Source organism: Saccharothrix xinjiangensis (assembly GCF_039527585.1).
GTDB lineage: Bacteria > Actinomycetota > Actinomycetes > Mycobacteriales > Pseudonocardiaceae > Actinosynnema > Actinosynnema xinjiangensis.
In genome coordinates this window covers 101,095-119,868 of sequence record NZ_BAAAKE010000024.1, presented here as the reverse complement: position 1 = coordinate 119,868, position 18,774 = coordinate 101,095, and the positions used below count along the sequence as shown (strand labels likewise).

The following is an 18,774-nucleotide window of genomic DNA, read 5'->3' as shown; positions in this document are numbered from 1 at the left end:
CGACCGGGCGCACCGCCTCTTCACGCCGGTGACCGCAAGGCGGATGGCGGTACCGGCGCACTGCGAGGTGACCCGGGTCACACCCGTGGTCGCGCCTCCGGGCTGGGCTTGCGGCCCGGCGTGAACGGAACGGTCAGGAAGGCGATCTCGACGGGGTGCTCGTAGCGCTTGCCGTTGATCGGGTCGTGCCGCATGAACCCGGGCGGGTCGATGTGGACCTCGACGTCGTACTCGCCCTCGCCGGGCATGGTGAAGTTGGTGCCGTAGTGGTGCAGGAACGGGTGCCACAGGAACGGCAGGCGGGTGTCGAGCACCAGCTCGCCGTCCCGGGTGACGGTGACGGTCACGTCCAGCTCCGGCACGAACCGGCCGTCCGCCGCGTCCGCGACCGCGATCTCCAGGTGGCCGTTGGCGTCCTCGGGGGCCTCCTGCCACACCAGGCGCCCGTCCTGGCGGGCGTACATGCCCTCCGCGTCCTCCTGCACCAGCGCGACCAGGAACTCGCCCGCCTGCTTCACCACCGCGCCGGACTCCTCGCGCATGGCGTCCAGGGCCCGGAGGTAGGCGGTGCCCTCGGCGCGGGCCACGTCGAGCTGACCGGGGTCGGCCTCGTTGCTCGCCCTCATCGGCGGGGTGGTGCCCGGTGTGCTCATCACGCCTCCTGGGCGTCGTCGCGGTGTCGAACGGGTGGCTACCCGCTCGACGTCGTCCGATGTGCCGGCGCGGGCGGGTCGCCCCTTTCGGGTTTTGGCACGGGATCGATCACGTTCGGTGATGCGGCCGGTGCGACGCCCCCGCGCACGCGCTCGTGCGGGATCATCACCTCGTGCCGGGTGGTGCACCGCTCGACGCCGGGGAGGCGTCACCGGACGGCCGGGACGCCGCGCCCGGCCAGCGGGCGCACGCCTCCACCGCGGGGACGGTCGTGCAGGCGGGGCGCGACGTCACCCTCACCGTCGAGCAGCACGTCCACCGCGTGGCGCGGCCGACGGGACCGTGGCTCACCGCCGCGGTCGCGCTGGTCGGCGGCCTGGTGGCCGCGGGGGTCCTCCTGGTGCTGCGCAGCGGCGCGCCGGGGCGCGAGGTGCCCGCGTGGACCGTGCCCGTCGCCGCCGCCATGGCGTTCGCCGCCGCCTTGCCGCTGCTCCGGCGGCGACGGACCGCGCGCTCGTCGCGGGCGTTCCTGGTGACGTCGGCCTTCAGCCAGAAGCACTGGATCGCGGAACTGCTGCAACGCCTGCACGGCGTGCTCGACCTGGCCGAGTTCTGCGCCGAGTTGGCGCTGCCGATCGTGTTCACCGACATCGAGCCGTTCGACGACGCGGCGGCCTACCCGGACAACGCGGCTTTCGTCGGCTACCTCAGCTCCGACATCGGCGTGCTGGCCGGCCGGTGGCTGGTGGAGCACCTGCGGGGCGTGCCGGGGCCGCACGTCCTGGTCGTGGCGAGCCGGGAGCACGCCGACCGGCAGGCGCACTGCGCCCGGGTGCTGCGGGAAGCCCTGCCGGACGTCCGCGTGGTCGTCGACGACAGTTGCGCCTTCACCCGCTCGCGCGCCCACGACGCCGTGCTCGCCCATGTCCGCCGGCTCAACGCCCGGCGCGATCGGCTCGACGCCGTGTTCTGCACCAACGACGAGATGGCGCTGGGCGCGGTCGACGCGCTGCGGGCGGCGGGCTCGCGGACCGCGACCGACGCGGTGGTCATCGGCGTCGACGGCGTCGTGGACGCCGTGGCCCTGATCGACGCCGGGACCGGCCCCTTGTGCGCGACCGTGGTGCAGGACGCCCACCGGCTCGCGGAGAGCGCGTTCCACGTGCTGGAGCGGATGCACCACGGCCGGGCGGTGCCCAAGCGCACCGTCCTCGACCCCTACATCCACCGCGGCAAGGGCTGACAACCCACAGTGGTCGTGATCGCACTCACGTCTACTCTCGGTATTGCCCGTGCCGGGTCTCTCGGTTTTCGCGTTCACGCGGAGTGATCCTCGCGAGGTCCTCGGAAATAGTTCAGTCTCTTGTCCAATTACCCGCGTTCTACCTGTTGAGCTGGGTCGAATCGATTCGACCGGCGTCTCGTTTGGCGGAGGGGATTGGGTGATGGGTTTTGCGGAAACTTTCACGTACGTGAACTTTACTCGTAAATGTTTCGCGTTCTGCCCGGCTGAATCAATTCGCCATTGACTCCGGCGATGAAGGTCTGCATGTTGGTCTCCCACCCATTCCCTCGTCACAGGAGTCACGACGTGGTCACCCTCGCCGAGGTAGCTCGGCACGCAGGTGTCGCCGTGAGCACGGTGTCGTACGCGCTCAGCGGCAAGCGGACGGTGTCGCCCACCACCAGGCGGCGCGTGGAGGAGAGCGCGCGCCGCCTCGGCCACCTGCCGCGCAGGCAGGACGGCCTGGTGGTCGCGCTGGTCGTCCCGCCCGGGTTCGACGCCGGTTCCGGCTGGTTGGAGGCGTTCGTGGCCGCGGCCGCCGCCCGCGCCCGGCAAGACGACGCGTCACTGGTGGTCGCACCCTCGGCGGAGGAAGCGGGCGACCACGACGCGCTGGTCGTCCTGGCCCCGGCCGCCGCACCGGTGGGGGTGGAAGTGCCCGTGGTGCTGGTCGGGCCCGCCGACGTCGACCAGGTGCGGGTGGACGCGGACCGGGCGGCGGCCGGCGAGCTGTGCGCCGACCACCTGGCCGACCTCGGCCACCGGGCCGTGGCGTTCGTGCACGGCGGACCGCTGGCGGAGTTCTTCTGCGGCCTGGCCCGCGGCTGCCGCGCGCGGGACGTCGAGGTCCGGCCGCACCGCTGGCCGGCGCCCGACCTGCTCGGGGACACCGCCCGGCCCACGGCCTACGTGGCCGACGACGGCGCGGTGCTCGGCGGCGTGCTCGCCGCGCTGCGCGCCGGCCGGGTGCGGGTGCCCGAGGACGCCTCGGTGGTCGCCCTGTGCCCGGACGAGGTCGCCGAACCCCGGGGGATCACCTCGGTCTCGGTGTCGCCCGCCGAACTCGGGGCGGCGGCCGTGGAGGCGGTGCTCGACGACCGGGTCACCAGGCTGCTGCGGCCGCACCTGACGGTCCGGGGCGGCGCGGCCCGGCGCGACCTGGCGACCAGCCAGTGAACCTCGCGGCCCGCTGATCCGCCCGGCCCGCCGACCTGCCCGATCCACCCGCGACCCCCACCACCCGCGACGCTCAGGTCGAGTCGCGCACGACCAGTTCGGTCGGCAGGATCGCCGCCGCCGGCGGGTGCCCGGCGGTCAGGTCCAGCAGCAGCCGGACCATCTCGCGGGTGATCCGCTCGAACGGCTGGCGCACCGTGGTCAGCGCCGGCCTGGTCGAACGGGCGGTCACCGAGTCGTCGAAACCGCCGACGGCCACGTCCTCCGGCACGCGCCTGCCGGCGTCGTGCAGCACGTCGAGCGCACCGGCGGCCATCAGGTCCGAGGCCACGAACACCGCGTCCAGCCCGGGCTCGCGGGCCAGCAGCCTGGCCATCGCCGCCTCGCCGCCCGCCCGGCTGTAGTCGCCGTGCTCGACCAGCGACGCGGCGCCGTCCGCGCCGAGCACGTCCCGGTAGCCCGCCAGCCGCTCGACGCCGCCGGGGGTGTCCGGCGGGCCCGTGATGGTGGCGATCCGCCGCCGGCCGCGCTCCCTCAGGTGCTCGACCAGCCGGCGCGCGCCGGCGCGGTCGTCGGCCGCGGCGTAGGCGACGCGCCCCTCGTGGCCGAGCGGCTTGCCGCACGCCACCACCGGGATGCCCGTGTGCCTCAGGTCCTCCAGCAGCGGGTTGCCGGTGTGCGAGGACACCAGCAGCACGCCGCCGACGTGCCCGGCGGCGATGAACCGGCTGGTGCGCGCGCGCTCGACGTCGCTGCCCGCGGTCATCAGCAGCAGCGGCACGTCGTGCTCGGCCAGCGCCTGCGTGCAGCCCTGGAGCAGGACGCTGAAGTTGGGGTCCTCGAACAGCCGCTGCTGCGGCTCGGTGAGCACGAACGCCACCGAGTGCGCCCGCTGCGTCACCAGGCTGCGCGCCGCCGAGTTGGCGACGTAGCCGGTGGTGCGCACGGCCCGGCGGACGGCCTCCGCCGCGCTCGGGCTGACGTTGCGCCCGCCGTTGAGCGCCCGCGAGACCGTGCCCCGGGACACGCCCGCCGCGGCGGCCACGTCGTGGATGGTCGCCCGACGGCGTGCCTTGTCGCGATCGACGGTCATACCTTCCTCACGCCTTCACCGAACCCGAGAGCAGGTCTACCCGCCAGTACCGCTGGAGCAGCAGGAACAACCCGATCAAGGGTAGAACGGACACCAGCGAGCCCGCGACCACCAGGGTGTAGAGGGCGGGTGTGGTGTTGCCCTGGTTGAGCAGCGTGTAGAGGCCGAGGGTGACCGGGAACTTGCCGTCGTCGCCGAGCATGATGAACGGCAGCAGGAAGTTGTTCCAGATCGACACGAACTGGAACAGGAACACCGTGACCAGGCCGGGGAGCATCATCGGCAGCGCGATCGAGGTGAGGACGCGGGTCTCGCCGGCGCCGTCGGTGCGGGCGGCCTCCACCACGTCGTCGGGCACGGACGCCGACGCGTGGATGCGCGCCAGGTAGATGCCGTACGGGCTGATCACGCTGGGCAGCAGCACCGACAGGTAGGAGTCGGTCAGCCCGATCTCCGCCAGCAGCAGGTACTGGGGCACGGCCAGCACCACCGAGGGCACCAGCACGCCCGCGATGAGCGCGTTGAAGAACAGGTCTCGGCCGCGGAAGGAGTACTTGGCCAGCGCGAACCCGGCGACACCGGACACGGCCGCCGACAGCAGCGCGCCCACGCCCGCGTACAGCGCGGAGTTGGCCATCCACCGCCAGAACAGGCCGTCCCGGTGCGCGGACAGGTCGCCGAGGTTGGTCGGCAGCGACGAGCCCAGCTCGAAGGTCGTGGTGGAGAACAGCTCGCCGCTGCTCTTGGTCGCCGCGACCAGCACCCACGCCACGGGGAACAGGCAGTACAGCGCGCCGAGCAGCAGCACCAGCGTCGGCAGCAGGGGGCGGCGGGCGCTCACCGCAGGCCCCCGAACCGGCGGGTGACCCGCAGCAGGCCGAACGAGATCACGCCCGTGCCCAGCCCGATCAGCACCGAGGTGGCCGCCGCCGAGTGGACGTCGCCCCGGGCGAAGGCGTCCTGGTAGACCTTCATCAGCGGGGTCCAGGTGCGGGACAGGGAGTTGGTCAGCGGCGCCAGCGTGGTCGGCTCGGCGAACACCTGGAGCGTGGCGATGACCGAGAACAGGCCGGTCAGCACCAGCGCGGGGGCCAGCAGGGGCACCTTGATCCGCAGGGCGACCTGGAGCGGCGTGCAGCCGTCGATGCGCGCCGCCTCGTACAGCTCGCGCGGGATCGCGCGCAGCGCCGTGTACAGGACGACCATGTTGTAGCCCACGCCTCCCCAGACCGCGATGTTGGCCAGCGCGAAGTAGATCCCGGTCGGCGACAGGAAGTCCACCTCCGGGGCCGACAGCCCGCGCAGCGCCTGGTTGAGCGGGCTGGTGGCGGGCAGGTACAGGAAGCCCCACAGCAGCGTGGCGATCACGCCGGGGATCGCGTAGGGCAGGAAGATCGCGATCCGGGCGAACCCGCGCGCCCGCGCCCGCTCCTCGTCCAGCAGCAGCGCGAAGACCAGCGCCAGCCCCAGCATGGTGGGCACCAGGATGCCGCCGTAGACCAGCACCCGCACCACGCCCGCGCCCAGTTCGGCGTCGGTGAGGGCGCGCACGTAGTTGTCCAGGCCCGCGAACACCTCGCTGCGGCTGCCCTTGCCCAGCCCGAGCCCCTTGACCTCGACGCGGAACAGGCTCAAGTAGACGGTGTAGCCGATGGGCAGCAGGAACGTCAGCGCGAAGAGCACGACCGCCGGCGCGGCGAAGGCGTACGGCGCCGCGCCGGCGGTCGTGGGCCGTGCGGTGGTCTTCCTCATCCGACCGAGAACCCGTTCGCCTTCAGGTCGGCGAGGGTCGCCTCCTGCACCTCCGCCAACGCCGGCACCAGGTCCGCGCCCGCCGTGATCGCCTCGCCGAAGGCGTTCTTGTAGGTGGTGTAGGCGACGTTCACGTTGGGGCCCCAGGTGAAGCCCGCCGCGGTGTCCGCGATCTCGGCGGCCCGGTCGTAGAAGTCGGGCTGGTTGGCGAAGAAGGCCGGCGGCTCGCTCAGCGCGCCACCGGTCTGCGCGGCGGTCGCGGCGGGGTAGACGCCGCTCTCGGCCACCAGGGCGGCGACGGCCTCGGGGTCGGTGTTGAGCCACACCGCGAACTCGGCGGCGACCCGCTGGTTCTTCGAGCCGCCGGTCACGGCCGTGGTGGAGCCGCCCCAGTTGCCGGTGCGCGGCGACGCGGGGTCCCACTGCGGCATCGGCGCCATGGCCCACTTGCCCTTGGTGCCCTCCGCGTTGCCCTGGAGCACGCCCGGCGCCCACACGGCGCTGAGCCAGCCGATCTGGACGCCGTCGTTGAGCGCCTTGTTCCACTCCGGCGTGTACATCGGCGACTTGTCCACCGCGCCCTCGGCGACCAGGCCGCTCCAGTACCCGGTGACCTTGCGCGAGGCCTCGTCGTCGACGGCGACCTTCCACTTGTCGCCCTCCACCGACCACCACTGGCCGCCGGCCTGCTGGACCAGGCCCGCGAACCAGCCCGGGTCGTTGGAGGAGAAGGTGCCCAGGAACCGGTCGGGGGCCTTGGCACGCAGGTCGCGTGCCGTCCGCGCGTACTCGTCCCAGGTCGTCGGCACGGTCAGGCCGTACTGCTCGAACAGGTCGGCGCGGTAGTAGAACATCATCGGCCCCGAGTCCTGGGGCACGGCGTACACGCCGCTGCCGCCGAGCGTGACCTGGTCCCACACGCCCGGCGCGAAGCGGTCCCGCGCGCCGCCCGCGACCTCGGAGACGTCGGCCAGCACGTCGTTGCTCACCAGGGTCGGCAGCGCCTGGTACTCGACCTGGGCCAGGTCCGGCGGGTTGCCGCCCTTGGCGCTGGTCAGCAGCTTGGTCACCAGGTCGTCGCCCGACGCCTGCTTGCTCACCACCACCCTGGCGCCCGGGTGGCCGGCGTTCCACTTCTCGACGACCTTCTCGATGTTGGGCGCCCAGGACCAGAAGGTCAGCTCGACGGGGCCGCCGGCGTCCTCCGCGCCGCCGCCGCAACCGGCGAGCAGGGCGAGTCCGAGTCCGACGGCGAGGGACTTCTTCGCCAGGTCGAGTCGCATGGGATCTCTCCGGGGTGTACGCGTCGCCGACGCCCTTGCCGGCGGGAACCGCGCTGTGAACGTGCACAGTAGTTTCGTGGCCCGGGACCATGTCAACCACTTGACACCGCCTTGTTGCACGTCGTTAATCAGCATTGGAAGTTGTGCACGTTCACAGCCGCAGGAGTGTTCATGGCGTTCGGGGTCTCACGTCCGGGTGGTTCGTCCTGGCCGGTGGGTGTGGGCGGTCTGGTGTACGGCGGCGACTACAACGCGGAGCAGTGGCCCGAGCAGGTGTGGGCCGAGGACGTGGAGCTGATGAGCCGGGCCGGGGTGAACCTGGTCAGCGTCGCCATCCACTCGTGGGCGCTGCTGGAGCCCCGCCCCGGCGAGTTCGACTTCGGCTGGCTGGACCGGCTGCTCGACCTGCTGCACGGCGCGGGGGTCTCGGTCAACCTCGCCACGCCCACGGTCGTGCCGCCCGCCTGGCTCTACCGGACCCACCCCGGGATCCGGCCGGTGACCCGCGAGGGCGTGGTCCTCGACCGGGGCTCGCGCGCGACGTTCTGCCCCAGCTCGCCCGCCTACCGCGACGCCGCCGCGCGCGTCACCCGCGCCCTCGCCGCCCGCTACGCAGGCCACCCCGCCCTGGCGCTGTGGCACGTGCACAACGAGTACGGCGCGCCGCTGGGCGCCTGCTACTGCGAGGAGTCGGCACGCGCCTTCCGCCGCTGGCTGCGGTCGCGCTACGGCAGCGCGGACGCGCTCAACGCGGCCTGGGGCACCACCTTCTGGGGCCAGCGCTACGAGGACTGGGACGAGGTCGAACCGCCCCGCGCCACGGCCACCGCGAACAACCCGGCGCAGGAGCTGGACTTCATGCGGTTCTGCTCCGACGAGCTGCTGGCCTGCTACCGCGCCGAGCGCGACCTCCTGCGCGAGCACTCGTCGCTGCCGGTCACCACGAACTTCATGACCACCAACTGCAAGTCCATCGACTACTGGCGGTGGGGCGCGGAGGTCGACGTGGTGGCCAACGACCACTACCTCACCGCCGAGGCCGAGCGGCCCCACGTGGACCTGGCCCTGTCCGCGGACCTGACCCGCGCGGTCGCCGACGGGCAGCCGTGGATGCTGATGGAGCACTCCACGAGCGCGGTGAACTGGCAGCCGCGCAACCTCGCCAAGCGGCCGGGGGAGATGGCCCGCAACAGCCTGGCGCACGTGGCCAGGGGCGCGGACGCGGTGATGTTCTTCCAGTGGCGGGCCTCCCGGTCCGGCGCCGAGAAGTTCCACTCCGCGATGGTCCCGCACGCCGGCACGGACAGCCGGGTGTGGCGCGAGGTGGTGCGGCTGGGCGAGGACCTGGCCTCGCTGCGCGAGGTGCGCGGCAGCCTGGTGCGCGCCGACGTGGCGGTGGTGTGGGACTGGGAGTCGTGGTGGGCGCTGGAGCTGCCCTGGCGGCCCTCGGTGGACCTGGGCTACCGGGAGCGGGTCGGCGCGTTCTACGAGCAGCTGTGGGACGCCCACCTGACCGCGGACTTCGTCCCGCCGGAGGGCGACCTGGCCGACTACCGGCTGGTCGTGGTCCCGTCGCTGTACCTGACCACCGCGTCGGCGGCGAAGGTGCTGGCGGACTACGTGTCGGGCGGCGGCACGCTGGCCGTCTCGTGCTTCTCCGGCGTCGTCGACGGCAACGACGCCGTGCACCCCGGCGGCCACCCCGGCGCGCTGCGCGACGTGCTCGGCCTGACCGTGGAGGAGTTCCTGCCGCTGCGCCGGGACGAGCGGGTCGCGCTGACCGGCGGCCTCACCGGCGACGTGTGGGCGGAGGACGTCCGGCTGGGCAGCGCCCGCTCCGTGCTGGACTACGCCGACGGCCCGGCCGCGGGCGGGCCCGCCGTCACCCGCAACCGGTTCGGCGCCGGCAGCGCCTGGTACCTGTCCACCAGGCTGCGCGGCGAGTCGCTGGCCCGGGTCCTGCGGCAGGTCGGCGACGACGCCGGCGTCCCGCCCGTCGACCTGCCCCGGGACGTGGAGGTCGTGCGCCGCCACGGCGTCCACGCCGACTACGCGTTCGTCATCAACCACACCGGCGCGCCCGCCGAGGTGGCGCTGAGCGGGGTCGACCTGCTCACCGGCGCGGACTGGCCCGCGGGCGTCACCGTGCCCGCCGGTGGCACGGCGGTGCTGCGGCTGGGGTGACCGGGCGCTCGGCATCCACCGGTTGCCCCACCCGCGAGGTGGGTAGCCTCCCGGCACGCGGAGCCGGACGTGCTGGACGGGGGAGGCCGATGCAAACGGGAAGCGGGTTGTGCTGCGACGTGCGACCGGTGGAGGGCTGCCTCCTGGTCCGCCCGAGCGGTGTGCTCGACGTGGCCAATTACGCCTCGCTGCGCAACACCCTGCTCAAGTGCGCCGTCGAGCAGCCGCGGGCCGTGGTGGTGGACCTCGCGGACCTGGAGGTCCGGGGCGAGTACCTGCTCAGCGTCTTCGCCGCGGTGTGGCTGCGGACCTGCGACTGGCCGTCGGTGCCGCTGCTGCTCGCCGGACCGGTCGAGCAGTTGCCGCGGGTCACGGCGCTGCGCCGGTACGTGACCGTGCACGACACGGTCGACGAAGCGTTGGCGCACGTCGGCAGGCCCGCACCGCGCCGGCGGGCGCACCGCGTGCTGCCGAGCGCCACCGGCAGCCCCCGGGCGGCGCGGGCGTTCGTGCGCGAGGTGTGCGTGGACTGGTCGGTGCCGGAGGCGGTGAAGCACACCGCGGTCCAGGTGGCGTCGGAGCTGGTGACGAACACCGTCCTGCACACGATGTCGGAGGCCCGGCTGAGGCTGGAGCTGCGGGGCGCCGGGCTGACCGTCGCGGTCGCCGACGACGACCCCGCGGCGGCGGTGCTGCGCGACCCCGGCGGTGCGCCGCAGCGGGGCGCGGGGCTGCTGCTGGTGGCGCAGCTGGCCCGGACGTGGGGGTGCGTGCCGGACCCGGTGAACGGGCGCAAGGTCGTCTGGGCGGTGCTGGACGCCACCGCCGGCTGAACCCGGGGCGTTCCGGCGACCCGGTCACTCGACCGGGTCGGACGGCTCCATCACCAGTATCGCGCCCTGCGAGGTGCCGTCCTGGCGGCGCATCGGCGCGACGACCACCCGGACCGTGGTGCTGCGGCCCCGCCGGTTGATCGCGTCGAGCAGGAGGACGTCCTCGACGTTCGTCCCGGACAGCGCCCCGCGGACCGCGGAGCGCAGCTCGCCGACCGGCAGGCCGATGTCCAGGTTGAGCAGGTGCGCGCCCACGGCCTCGTCGCGGCGCAGGCCCCACAGGTCCTCGGTGCCCCGGTTCCACACCAGCACCCGCAGGTCGGGGTCGACGACGATCACGCCGAAGCGCACGGAGGTCAGGATCGCCTCCAGGAAGTCGTTGACCTGGTCCAGCTCGGCGCTGCGCTCGCGCAGGGTGTCGTTGATGGCCTGGAGCTCGTCGTTGGTCGACTGGAGCTCCTCGTTCATGGTCTCCAGCTCCTCGTTGGTGGACTGGAGTTCCTCGTTGGTCGTCTCCAGCTCCTCCACCGTCGACTGGAGCTCCTCGTTCGTCGTCTCCAGCTCTTCGTTGGTGGACTGGAGCTCCTCGTAAGCCGTCTCCAGCTGCCGGTTGGTGTGCTCCAGCTCCTCCAGCAGCTTGCGCGCCGCGGTGACGTCGTGGAAGACGATGGTGACGCCCAGCAGGCCGTTGTCGGCGTGGACGAGCGGGTTGACGTGGATCTCGAACCAGATCACCTCACCCGGCGAGCGGCTCCACTCGACGTCCTTGATGCGGATCGCGCGGCGCTCGACCTTGGACCGCTCGACGTAGGCGCGCAGCTCGACCGGCCGGTAGGAGATCTCCAGGTCGCGCAGCGGTCGGCCGATGTCGCGGTGGGAGAGCCCGAACGCGATCTCGGCCTGCTGGTTGATCAGCGCGACGATGTCCTCGCCGGTGATGACGACCTGGGCGACCGGGCCGGCGGCGAACGCGTGCTCGCGCAGCTCGGCCAACCCGCCCACGTCGCCGGTGCGGTCGGGCACCCTGGCGTGCGGCACGAGGTTGCCCACGCCCGCCGGCGCGCCGGGCGTGCGGCGGAACGTGCGGCGCTTGAGGTCGACCGGGTCGAAGATCCTGGTGTGCGAGAGCAGCATCTCGGCCTTGCCCAGGAACAGCATCCCGCGCGGCGACAGCGCGAAGTGGAACCGGTTGAGGATCTTGCCCTGGGTCTCCGCGTTGAAGTACATCAGGGTGTTGCGGCACACCAGGAGGTCGATGCGGGAGATCGGGGCGTCCTGGACCAGGTCGTTGCGGCCGAAGATGACCGACCGGCGCAGGTCCTTGCGGAAGACGTGCCGGTTGCCCTGCTGGTCGAAGTACCGCTGGAGCTGCTCCTCGGTGAGGTTGTGCACCTCGGCGGCGGAGTACGACGCCTGCCGCGCCTGCCCCAGGGCCTCCTCGTCGACGTCGGTGGCGTAGATCTTCACCCGCTGCCGGAACCGCTCGGCCCCCAGCGCGTCGGCGAACACCATGGCCAGGCTGTACGCCTCCTGCCCGCCCGCGCAGCCCGCGCTCCACACCCGGATCGGGTCGTCCGGGCCGCGCTCGGCGAGCAGCTGGGGCACGACGTCGGCGCGGACGTGGTCCCACGCCTCGGCGTCCCGGAAGAAGTCCGTGACGTTGATCAGGATGGTGTTGAACAGCGCGTTGAACTCCTCCGGGTTGACCTGGAGGAGGTCCACGTAATCGCTGAAGTCCTCGATGTCGACCTGGGCCATCCGCCGCCGCACGCGACGGGCGAGGCTGGTGCGCTTGTAGCCGGTGAAGTCGAACCCGCGTGCTTCTTTCAGGTACTTGAGGACGGCTTCGAACTTGCTGTCCGGCTCGACGGGTTCGGTGTCCACGGAGGTGGAGGTTACTCGCAGTCCGGCAGGGGGACGCGTGCGCGGGTGACCGCTCAGCCGAGCTGGTCGCCGCTCGCGACGCCTTCCTCCGGAACCGGTTCGCCGCGGGCGAGCAGGAACCCGCGGAGCACGTCCACCGCGCGGACGGACTCCTCCAGTCGGCCCTGGTAGCGGGCGGCCTGGCGGCCGTCGCCCCGGGCGCGCGCGTTCTCCAGCATCCGCTCGGACAGCCGGACCTTCTCCTCCAGCGTGCGCAGCGCCGTCCAGAGCGCCTTCTCGAAGGCGTCGCCCTGCGCCTGCGCCAGGGCCTCGACCGACCACGCGTGCCCGATCTGGCACCGGAAGCGCAGCGTGCCCGGGTGGACCTCGTTCAGCACGCCGTTGCAGTCCGGGCACGTGTACCCGCTGGCCTCGCCGATCATGTGCGTGTCACCCACAATTCCCCTCCAATCCCGGACGATCCGGTCCTCCTGCTCCACCTGCGGCGGAGTGGGCGGCGCGGAGGACGGCGCCACCCGCTCCCGGGCGAGTTCCGCCAGCGCGGCGCCCAGTTCCGCGGCGGGCAGCACGCGGTCGGCCCGGACGTGGCGCAGCACGTTCTCCGGCATGCCCGGGTGCAGCGCGTCCGCCGGGGACTGCACCACGACCAGGCCACCGCGGGCGCGGACCGCCACCGCGCCCGCCACGCCGTCGTCGAGGACGCCCGAGAGGACGACGCAGGTCACCCGCGGGCCGCCCGCGATGGCGGCGGACCGGAACAGCGCGTCGACCGCCGGCCGGTGCCCGTTCTCGGTCGGGCCGTGGGACAGCGCGAACCGGTCCTCCACGACGAGCAGGTGGTGGTCGGGCGGCGCCACGCAGACCTGGCCGGGCGTCAAGGGCATGCCGGACCGCGCGAAGACCGCGGGCAGCGGACCGGAGCGGTCCAGGATGGCGGGCAACGCGCTCGCGCCGCCCGCGGGCATGTGCAGCACCACGGCCACCGTCGCGGGCAGCTCGGCGGGCAGGCCCGCGACCAGCGTGCGCAGCGCCTCCACCCCGCCGGCCGAAGCACCCACCACGATCAGGTCACGGTGCGCCTCGGCCATGTGGGCTCCCCCCTCGACGGACGTGCCAACCCTAGTGCCCCGGCCGGGTGGTCGCGACGCAGCGCGCGCCGGCCCAGGCCGCCGGTCACGTCGCCGCCGGTGACGTCGCCGCCGGTCACGTCGAAGGTCGGCTCAGCCCGTTCTCCACCGCCTGCCGCGAGGCCGCGGCGGCCTGCCGGTGCTCCTCGGCCTGGCGCAGGTGGTGCTCCCGGTCCGCCTTGAGCCCGTTGGCGGCGATCCTCTCGTGCACGACGGCGGCCCGTTCGTGCGCGTCGGCGGCGGAGAGGTAGGCGGTCATGGTGCGTTGCAGTCGGTCGGCCGCCCGCGCCGCGGCCTGCTGCGCCCGGCGGTTGGCCTCGGTCAGGTGCCGGGGCCCGGAGGCGCCGATCCTCGGGCCCTTCTCGGCGAGCCGGTTGTGCAGCTCGTTCGCCCGGGTGCCCGCCTCCCTGGCCGCCTGACGGGCCAGTTCCGCGGTGTCGCGGGGGTCGATGCCGGTGTCGCAGATGATCTCGGCGAGGCGCCGCACCTTGATGTTCAGCTTCTGCGAGGCCGTCGACAGCAGCTGGAACGCCTGGTCGGACTTGATGCGGTGCCGTTGCATCAGGATGCCGAGGGCCTGGCTGATGGTCTCGCGGCTGGCCACCGCGGTGCGCAGGTCCTCCTCCCTCAGCGCCGTGGCCAGCGCGATGGCCGCATGGGTCGCGTACAGCTCCGCCACCGCCTCGCCGCCCTCGTCGAGCGCGCCGGGTTCGCGGGCGTAGAGGTTGAGGGCCGACCGCCCGCCGTCGCGGGTGGGCAGGTGGCAGGCCACCACGCCGTGGACGCCCAGCTCCACCGCGCGTTCCCGGAACCGCGGCCAGCGCGCGTCCGCGGCCAGGTCGCCGGCCCGCAGCACCCGGGCGTGGGGCAGCACGCGGAGGCACGGCCCGTCGCCGGCGTCGTACTGGGCGGCGTCGGCGGAGACGGCCAGCTCGTCGGTCGCGGCCACGGTCTGGAGGGCGCCGGTGCGGGCCAGCGACAGCGAGGCGGAGTCCGCGCCGGGCACCACGGTGAGCGCGAGTTCCACGATGCGCTGGGCAGCCGCGTCGACCGACTGCTGCTCGGCGAGCACCCGAGCCGCGTCGGTCAGCACCCTGGCCAGTTCCAAGCCCACAGCCTTCCCCTCCGCCCCGAAGATATGGGGAGTCCTGGGCAGGGCGCCAGGTGGGCCGGTCACCGGTGACTCCACCTCCTTACCCGTTGATAGGGCCTCGGGTGAAGTTGTACCTCTGAACGGGTGAAGTTTGATTGGTGGCCGAAACAATGGGAAGTCAGTTCGGGCTCCGACCGGCCGGCGCTGCCCTTGGTGCGGGTGAAATCCGGTGACGACGTGGTGGACCTCGACGTCGCCGACCCCGTGCGCCGGCTCGTCGGGCGCGCGTCGGCGGGTCGTGGGCCGCGCGGGCGGGCCCGACGTCCCGGACCGCGTCCACCGGGTGGACCGCCGGTCCACCCGGTGGGGTGTGACACCGGGCATCCAGTCCACAACGGACAGTCCGAACAGGCCGGTTGTTTCGGTGCACACCGGTCGGGTAACCGGGATTCGGGCCACCCTCCCTGCACGGGTGGCCCGCTCAGCCGGTCGAACAGCGCGCCGCCGCCGCCGGGTGGTGGTCGCCGGGCGCGGCCCGCCCCGCGGCACCCGGCGCCAGAGCAGGACGGTGAACGCCATGGGCCAGCCACTCCCGCCAGCCGGGGTCCCGACGGTCGGCGTCGAGGAGGAGTTCCTCCTGGTCGACCCCGCGACCGGCGTGCCGGTGCCCAGGGGGCGCGAGGTGGTCGCCGCCGCGCGCGAGCGGTTCGGCCTGGACCTGGACCACGAGTTGCTCGCCGCGCAGGTCGAGGCCAAGACCGGCGTGTGCCACGACCTGGCGCAGGTCCGCCGGGAGCTGGTGGCGATGCGGTCGGCGGTCTCGCGGGCCGCGGGGGAGGCCGGGTGCCTGGCGCTGGCGGTGGGCGCCGCCCCGCTGGGCGAGCCCGCCGGGCCGATCGCCGACCTGCCGCGGTACCGGCTGATCGCCCGCACCTTCGGGCGGCTGGCCGACGAGCAGTCGATCTGCGGGTGCCACGTGCACGTCGGGGTGCCCGACCGCGAGGTCGCCGTCCAGGTGTGCAACCACCTGCGGCCGTGGCTGCCGGTGCTGGTCGCGCTCACCGCGAACTCGCCCCTGTCCCGGGGCCGCGACACCGGGTACGCCAGCTGGCGCACGGTGGTCTGGCACCGCTGGCCGACCGCCGGCCCGCCGCCGTACTTCTCCTCGTGGGCGCACTACCAGGAGGTGGCCGACCTGCTGCGCGAGTCCGGCGCGGCCACCGACCCCTCGATGCTCTACTGGGACGTGCGCCCGTCGTGCCACCTGCCGACCGTCGAGGTGCGCGTCGCCGACGTCGCGGCGGGCCCCACCGAGGCGCTGCTGCTCACCGCCCTGGTCCGGGCCCTGGCGACCACCGCCGTGGCGGACGTCGAACGCGGGGTGCCGGCCCCGGCGGTGCCCACCGAGGCGCTGCGGCCGGCCGGGTGGCGCGCGGCCCGCGACGGCCTCGCCGGCCGGACCCTCGACGTGCTGTCCGGCAAGCAGGTGCCGGTGCGGCACCTGCTGCGCAGGCTGGTCCGCCACGCGCGGCCCGCCCTGTCCGCCAACGGGGACCTGGACCTGGTCGAGCGGGCGCTGGCCGCACTGCACCGCGTCGGGTGCGGCGCCGAGCGGCAGCGCCGCCTCCTCGCCCGCACCGGCACGCCGACCGACCTGCTGGACGTCCTGACGGCCGACGCGCCGGACCCGCTCGTGCCGGCGCCGTACCCGGGGGAGCGGCGCGCCGGCGGGAGTTGGCCGGTGCCGCTGGGGGCTTCACGGGAGGGTTTCTGAGGGCGGGGAGGGCAGTTCGCTTCGCGCCGCCTGGCTACCCGCTCACGCCGCGCACCGGGGTGGTGCTGGCGCGGACCGTCAGGCGCGGCGCCAGGAGCCTGGCGGTCGGTCGGCCGTCGAGCACCGCCTCGACCGCGGCCCGGCCCAGGGCCGCCGGGGACACCGACACCGACGTCACGGCCCACCGACCGCGCCGCGCCGCCTCGTCCGAGCACAGCGCCAGCACCGAGACGTCCTCCGGCACCCGCAGCTGCCTGCGCTGGAAGTCCTCCAGGACCGCGGCCAGCGCCGCGTCGTCCGACGCCACCACGGCGGTCGGCCGGTCGTGCGCGAACACCTGGTCCACCTCGGTCGACCAGCAGTGCGCCCGCAGCGCCACGTTCCGCTCCCGCGCGCCGCGCGCGACGCCGTGCTGGAAGTCCTCCGGCGGCCCGCTGTGCACGAACGCGACCGCGCGGTGCCCGAGGTCGGCCAGGTAGTTGGCGGCGCGCACGCCTGCGGCGACCCGGTCCAGGTCCACCCGCGAGTGCGCCGGCGCGCCGGCGTCCCCGCCGACGAGCACCACCGGCACCGACGTGTCGAGCGGCGGCGACGCCGGGGCCACCACGACGACGCCCGACGCGCCGCGGTGGTGCGCCGACGGGCTCACCAGCAGGTCGGCCCCGCCGGCGTGCGCGGTCGCGGTGGCCGCGCCGAGGAACGCGCCCAGCCAGTCCGCGCCCAGCGCGCCGTGCCCCGGCAGCGCCAGGTGGAGCATGACGCCGTGCGCGTTCTTGCGCGGTTGGTACCCCAGGGCTCGGACGCTCGCCTCGACCCGCCGGCGCGTGCCGGGGGAGATGGAGCGCTTGCCGCTGAGCGCGTACGACACCGTGCTGACCGCGACCCCCGCGTGTCGTGCCACTTCCGCGATGGTCACCATGCCCGTCCTCCTGAAGGTGCGTGGGAAGCGGGGGTTCAGGATGCAGAGCTATAACGCTTAAGTCAACGAATCCCTGTTAGTTGGCTCGCTGAACTATTTCGGTCCTGGTGGGGTCCTGAGGATCGGGAGGCGTGCGGCTTCGGGGGTGGGTTGGTTTGTTCACGAATGTGGAAGGCTTGACCGCTTAATGGACCAACGCGTACCGTCCGATCGTTCGCATCGGGAGGGTGCAGGTCGGAGCGTCGCGGGAGAGGTTCGTCGTCGACGAACCCGATAAAAGCGGCTGTCGCGCGTTCATTCATGTGAACCTGCCCGACTTTTCACCACCGTGAATCTCCTTGTCGCCCGGAGAAATTCGTGGTTACTCTTCTGGGAGCGCTCCCAGATATCCGGTGACCCCGTGGACCCGCATCGTCGGCACGCCCCGGGGCGCCGCTTCCGGACAGTTCTGCTCGCAAGGAGGCGACGCATGAATTCGCGCACGGACAAGCACAGGAGAGGCCGGCTCGCGCTGGGCGCGGCGGCCGTGTCGGTCGCCGCGTTGACCGGGGGTCTGGTGGTGGCGGCGGGCACGAGCGCGAGCGCGGCGGTCGGGTGCCGGGTGGACTACGCCGTCACGAACCAGTGGACCGGCGGTTTCGGCGCCAACGTCACCGTGACCAACCTGGGTGACGCCTTGTCGGGGTGGACGCTGGAGTGGTCGTTCACGGCCGGTCAGCAGGTCACGCAGCTGTGGGGCGGTGTGTTCTCCCAGTCCGGCGGCGCGGTGGCGGTGCGCAACGCCGGCTACAACGGTTCGCTGGCCACCGGCGCGTCGGTCACGCCGGGCTTCAACGGCTCCTGGACCGGCTCCAACCCCGCGCCCACCTCGTTCAAGCTCAACGGCGTCACGTGCACCGGCTCCACCACCGGCACCACCACGACGACCAGGACCACCAGCACCACCAGCACCACCAGCACCACGCGCACCACCGGCACGACGACCCGGACGACGACCACCACGACCAACCCCGGTGGCGGCGCCTGGCCCTCGCCCACCGGCAGCGTCAAGCAGACCGACACCCGGAACGTCGGCACGTACTTCGACGGCGGTCTCAAGAGCTACTACGGCATCGGCGACGGCGGGCAGGGCGAGAGCCAGGACCCGATGTTCGTGGTGTCCGACGGCGGCACGATCGAGAACGTCATCATCGACGCGCCGGCCGGCGACGGCATCCACTGCGAGGGCTCCTGCACCATCCGCAACGTCTGGTGGAACGACGTGGGCGAGGACGCGGCCACGTTCAAGGCCTCCAGCTCCTCGGCCCGGTACCTGGTCGAGGGCGGCGGCGCGAAGTCCGCGTCGGACAAGGTGTTCCAGCACAACGGCGCGGGCACCCTGACCATCCGCAACTTCCAGGTGCACAACGCGGGCAAGCTGTACCGGGCGTGCGGCAACTGCTCGACCTCGTACCAGCGGCACGTGGTGATGGAGAACGTCACCGCGTACTCCACCAAGGTGCTCGCGGGCATCAACACGAACTGGGGCGACACCGCCCGCTTCTCCGGGATCAAGATCAGCGGCAGCACCACGGTCTGCGAGAAGTACCAGGGCGTCCCGAAGGGCTCCGAGCCGAAGAAGATCGGCGAGGGCGCGGACGGCGTGCACTGCATCTACTCGCCCTCCGACATCACCCAGCTGTAGCGGGAGGGCCACCGGGTGCGGGCGGGGCACCAC

General features: G+C 73.2%; 15 protein-coding genes. 6 read left to right on the top strand and 9 right to left on the bottom strand.

Features of this window, described 5'->3' with window-relative positions:
* Positions 1–77: 77 nt before the first annotated feature.
* Positions 78–653 carry an iron transporter gene (locus tag ABD223_RS33515; RefSeq protein ID WP_344040734.1) on the bottom strand — a complete coding sequence of 192 codons (576 nt, stop codon included), beginning with the start codon at positions 651–653 and terminating at the stop codon, positions 78–80.
* A 173-nt stretch (positions 654–826) separates the two neighbouring features.
* On the opposite strand from ABD223_RS33515, the gene ABD223_RS33510 reads away from it, so the two are divergent.
* Entirely contained in the window at positions 827–1,897 is a 1,071-nt protein-coding gene (locus tag ABD223_RS33510) for a sugar ABC transporter substrate-binding protein (protein ID WP_344040733.1), read from the top strand.
* A gap of 294 nt (positions 1,898–2,191) precedes the next feature.
* Positions 2,192–3,115: a substrate-binding domain-containing protein gene (locus ABD223_RS33505; protein WP_344040732.1), complete on the top strand. Its 924-nt coding sequence runs from the start codon at positions 2,192–2,194 to the stop codon at positions 3,113–3,115.
* Positions 3,116–3,188: 73 nt separating this feature from the next.
* On the opposite strand, the gene ABD223_RS33500 is transcribed toward ABD223_RS33505, so the two are convergent.
* The 4 genes from ABD223_RS33500 to ABD223_RS33485 are packed head-to-tail and all read right to left on the bottom strand — an operon-like array spanning position 3,189 to position 7,243.
* Entirely contained in the window at positions 3,189–4,208 is a 1,020-nt protein-coding gene (locus ABD223_RS33500; RefSeq protein ID WP_344040731.1) for a LacI family DNA-binding transcriptional regulator, read from the bottom strand.
* A 7-nt stretch (positions 4,209–4,215) separates the two neighbouring features.
* Complete coding sequence (locus ABD223_RS33495) at positions 4,216–5,049, bottom strand: carbohydrate ABC transporter permease (protein WP_344040730.1); 834 nt, start codon at positions 5,047–5,049, stop codon at positions 4,216–4,218.
* Complete coding sequence (locus ABD223_RS33490; RefSeq protein ID WP_344040729.1) at positions 5,046–5,960, bottom strand: carbohydrate ABC transporter permease; 915 nt, start codon at positions 5,958–5,960, stop codon at positions 5,046–5,048. Before ABD223_RS33490 ends, ABD223_RS33495 begins: the two co-directional genes overlap by 4 nt.
* Positions 5,957–7,243 (bottom strand): extracellular solute-binding protein, encoded by a 1,287-nt coding sequence (locus tag ABD223_RS33485; protein ID WP_344040728.1) that lies wholly within the window; start codon positions 7,241–7,243, stop codon positions 5,957–5,959. Before ABD223_RS33485 ends, ABD223_RS33490 begins: the two co-directional genes overlap by 4 nt.
* Before the next feature lie 171 nt (positions 7,244–7,414).
* On the opposite strand from ABD223_RS33485, the gene ABD223_RS33480 reads away from it, so the two are divergent.
* Together ABD223_RS33480 and ABD223_RS33475 are read left to right on the top strand one after the other, a co-directional pair.
* Positions 7,415–9,427 (top strand): beta-galactosidase, encoded by a 2,013-nt coding sequence (locus ABD223_RS33480; protein WP_344040727.1) that lies wholly within the window; start codon positions 7,415–7,417, stop codon positions 9,425–9,427.
* Positions 9,428–9,516: 89 nt separating this feature from the next.
* Positions 9,517–10,260, top strand: a complete 744-nt coding sequence (locus ABD223_RS33475) for an ATP-binding protein (protein WP_344040726.1) — start codon at positions 9,517–9,519, stop codon at positions 10,258–10,260.
* Positions 10,261–10,284: 24 nt separating this feature from the next.
* Here ABD223_RS33475 and ABD223_RS33470 read toward each other — a convergent pair whose 3' ends face one another.
* The 3 genes from ABD223_RS33470 to ABD223_RS33460 form a co-directional block, all read right to left on the bottom strand.
* Positions 10,285–12,144 (bottom strand): CheR family methyltransferase, encoded by a 1,860-nt coding sequence (locus tag ABD223_RS33470; RefSeq protein WP_344040725.1) that lies wholly within the window; start codon positions 12,142–12,144, stop codon positions 10,285–10,287.
* A 53-nt stretch (positions 12,145–12,197) separates the two neighbouring features.
* A complete protein-coding gene (locus ABD223_RS33465; RefSeq protein ID WP_344040724.1) occupies positions 12,198–13,232 on the bottom strand; it encodes a chemotaxis protein CheB in 1,035 nt (344 codons plus the stop codon).
* 115 nt (positions 13,233–13,347) lie between these two features.
* Positions 13,348–14,385 (bottom strand): GAF and ANTAR domain-containing protein, encoded by a 1,038-nt coding sequence (locus tag ABD223_RS33460; RefSeq protein ID WP_344040723.1) that lies wholly within the window; start codon positions 14,383–14,385, stop codon positions 13,348–13,350.
* 556 nt (positions 14,386–14,941) lie between these two features.
* Between ABD223_RS33460 and ABD223_RS33455 the strand changes: the two genes are divergently transcribed.
* Positions 14,942–16,138 carry a carboxylate-amine ligase gene (locus ABD223_RS33455; protein WP_344040722.1) on the top strand — a complete coding sequence of 399 codons (1,197 nt, stop codon included), beginning with the start codon at positions 14,942–14,944 and terminating at the stop codon, positions 16,136–16,138.
* A 34-nt stretch (positions 16,139–16,172) separates the two neighbouring features.
* Here the strand turns inward: ABD223_RS33455 and ABD223_RS33450 are convergent, their stop codons facing one another.
* Positions 16,173–17,057: a LacI family DNA-binding transcriptional regulator gene (locus ABD223_RS33450; protein ID WP_344040721.1), complete on the bottom strand. Its 885-nt coding sequence runs from the start codon at positions 17,055–17,057 to the stop codon at positions 16,173–16,175.
* Positions 17,058–17,526: 469 nt separating this feature from the next.
* Here ABD223_RS33450 and ABD223_RS33445 point away from each other — a divergent pair, with 469 nt between their 5' ends.
* Positions 17,527–18,741: a pectate lyase gene (locus ABD223_RS33445; protein ID WP_344040720.1), complete on the top strand. Its 1,215-nt coding sequence runs from the start codon at positions 17,527–17,529 to the stop codon at positions 18,739–18,741.
* The last annotated feature ends 33 nt before the right edge of the window (positions 18,742–18,774 follow it).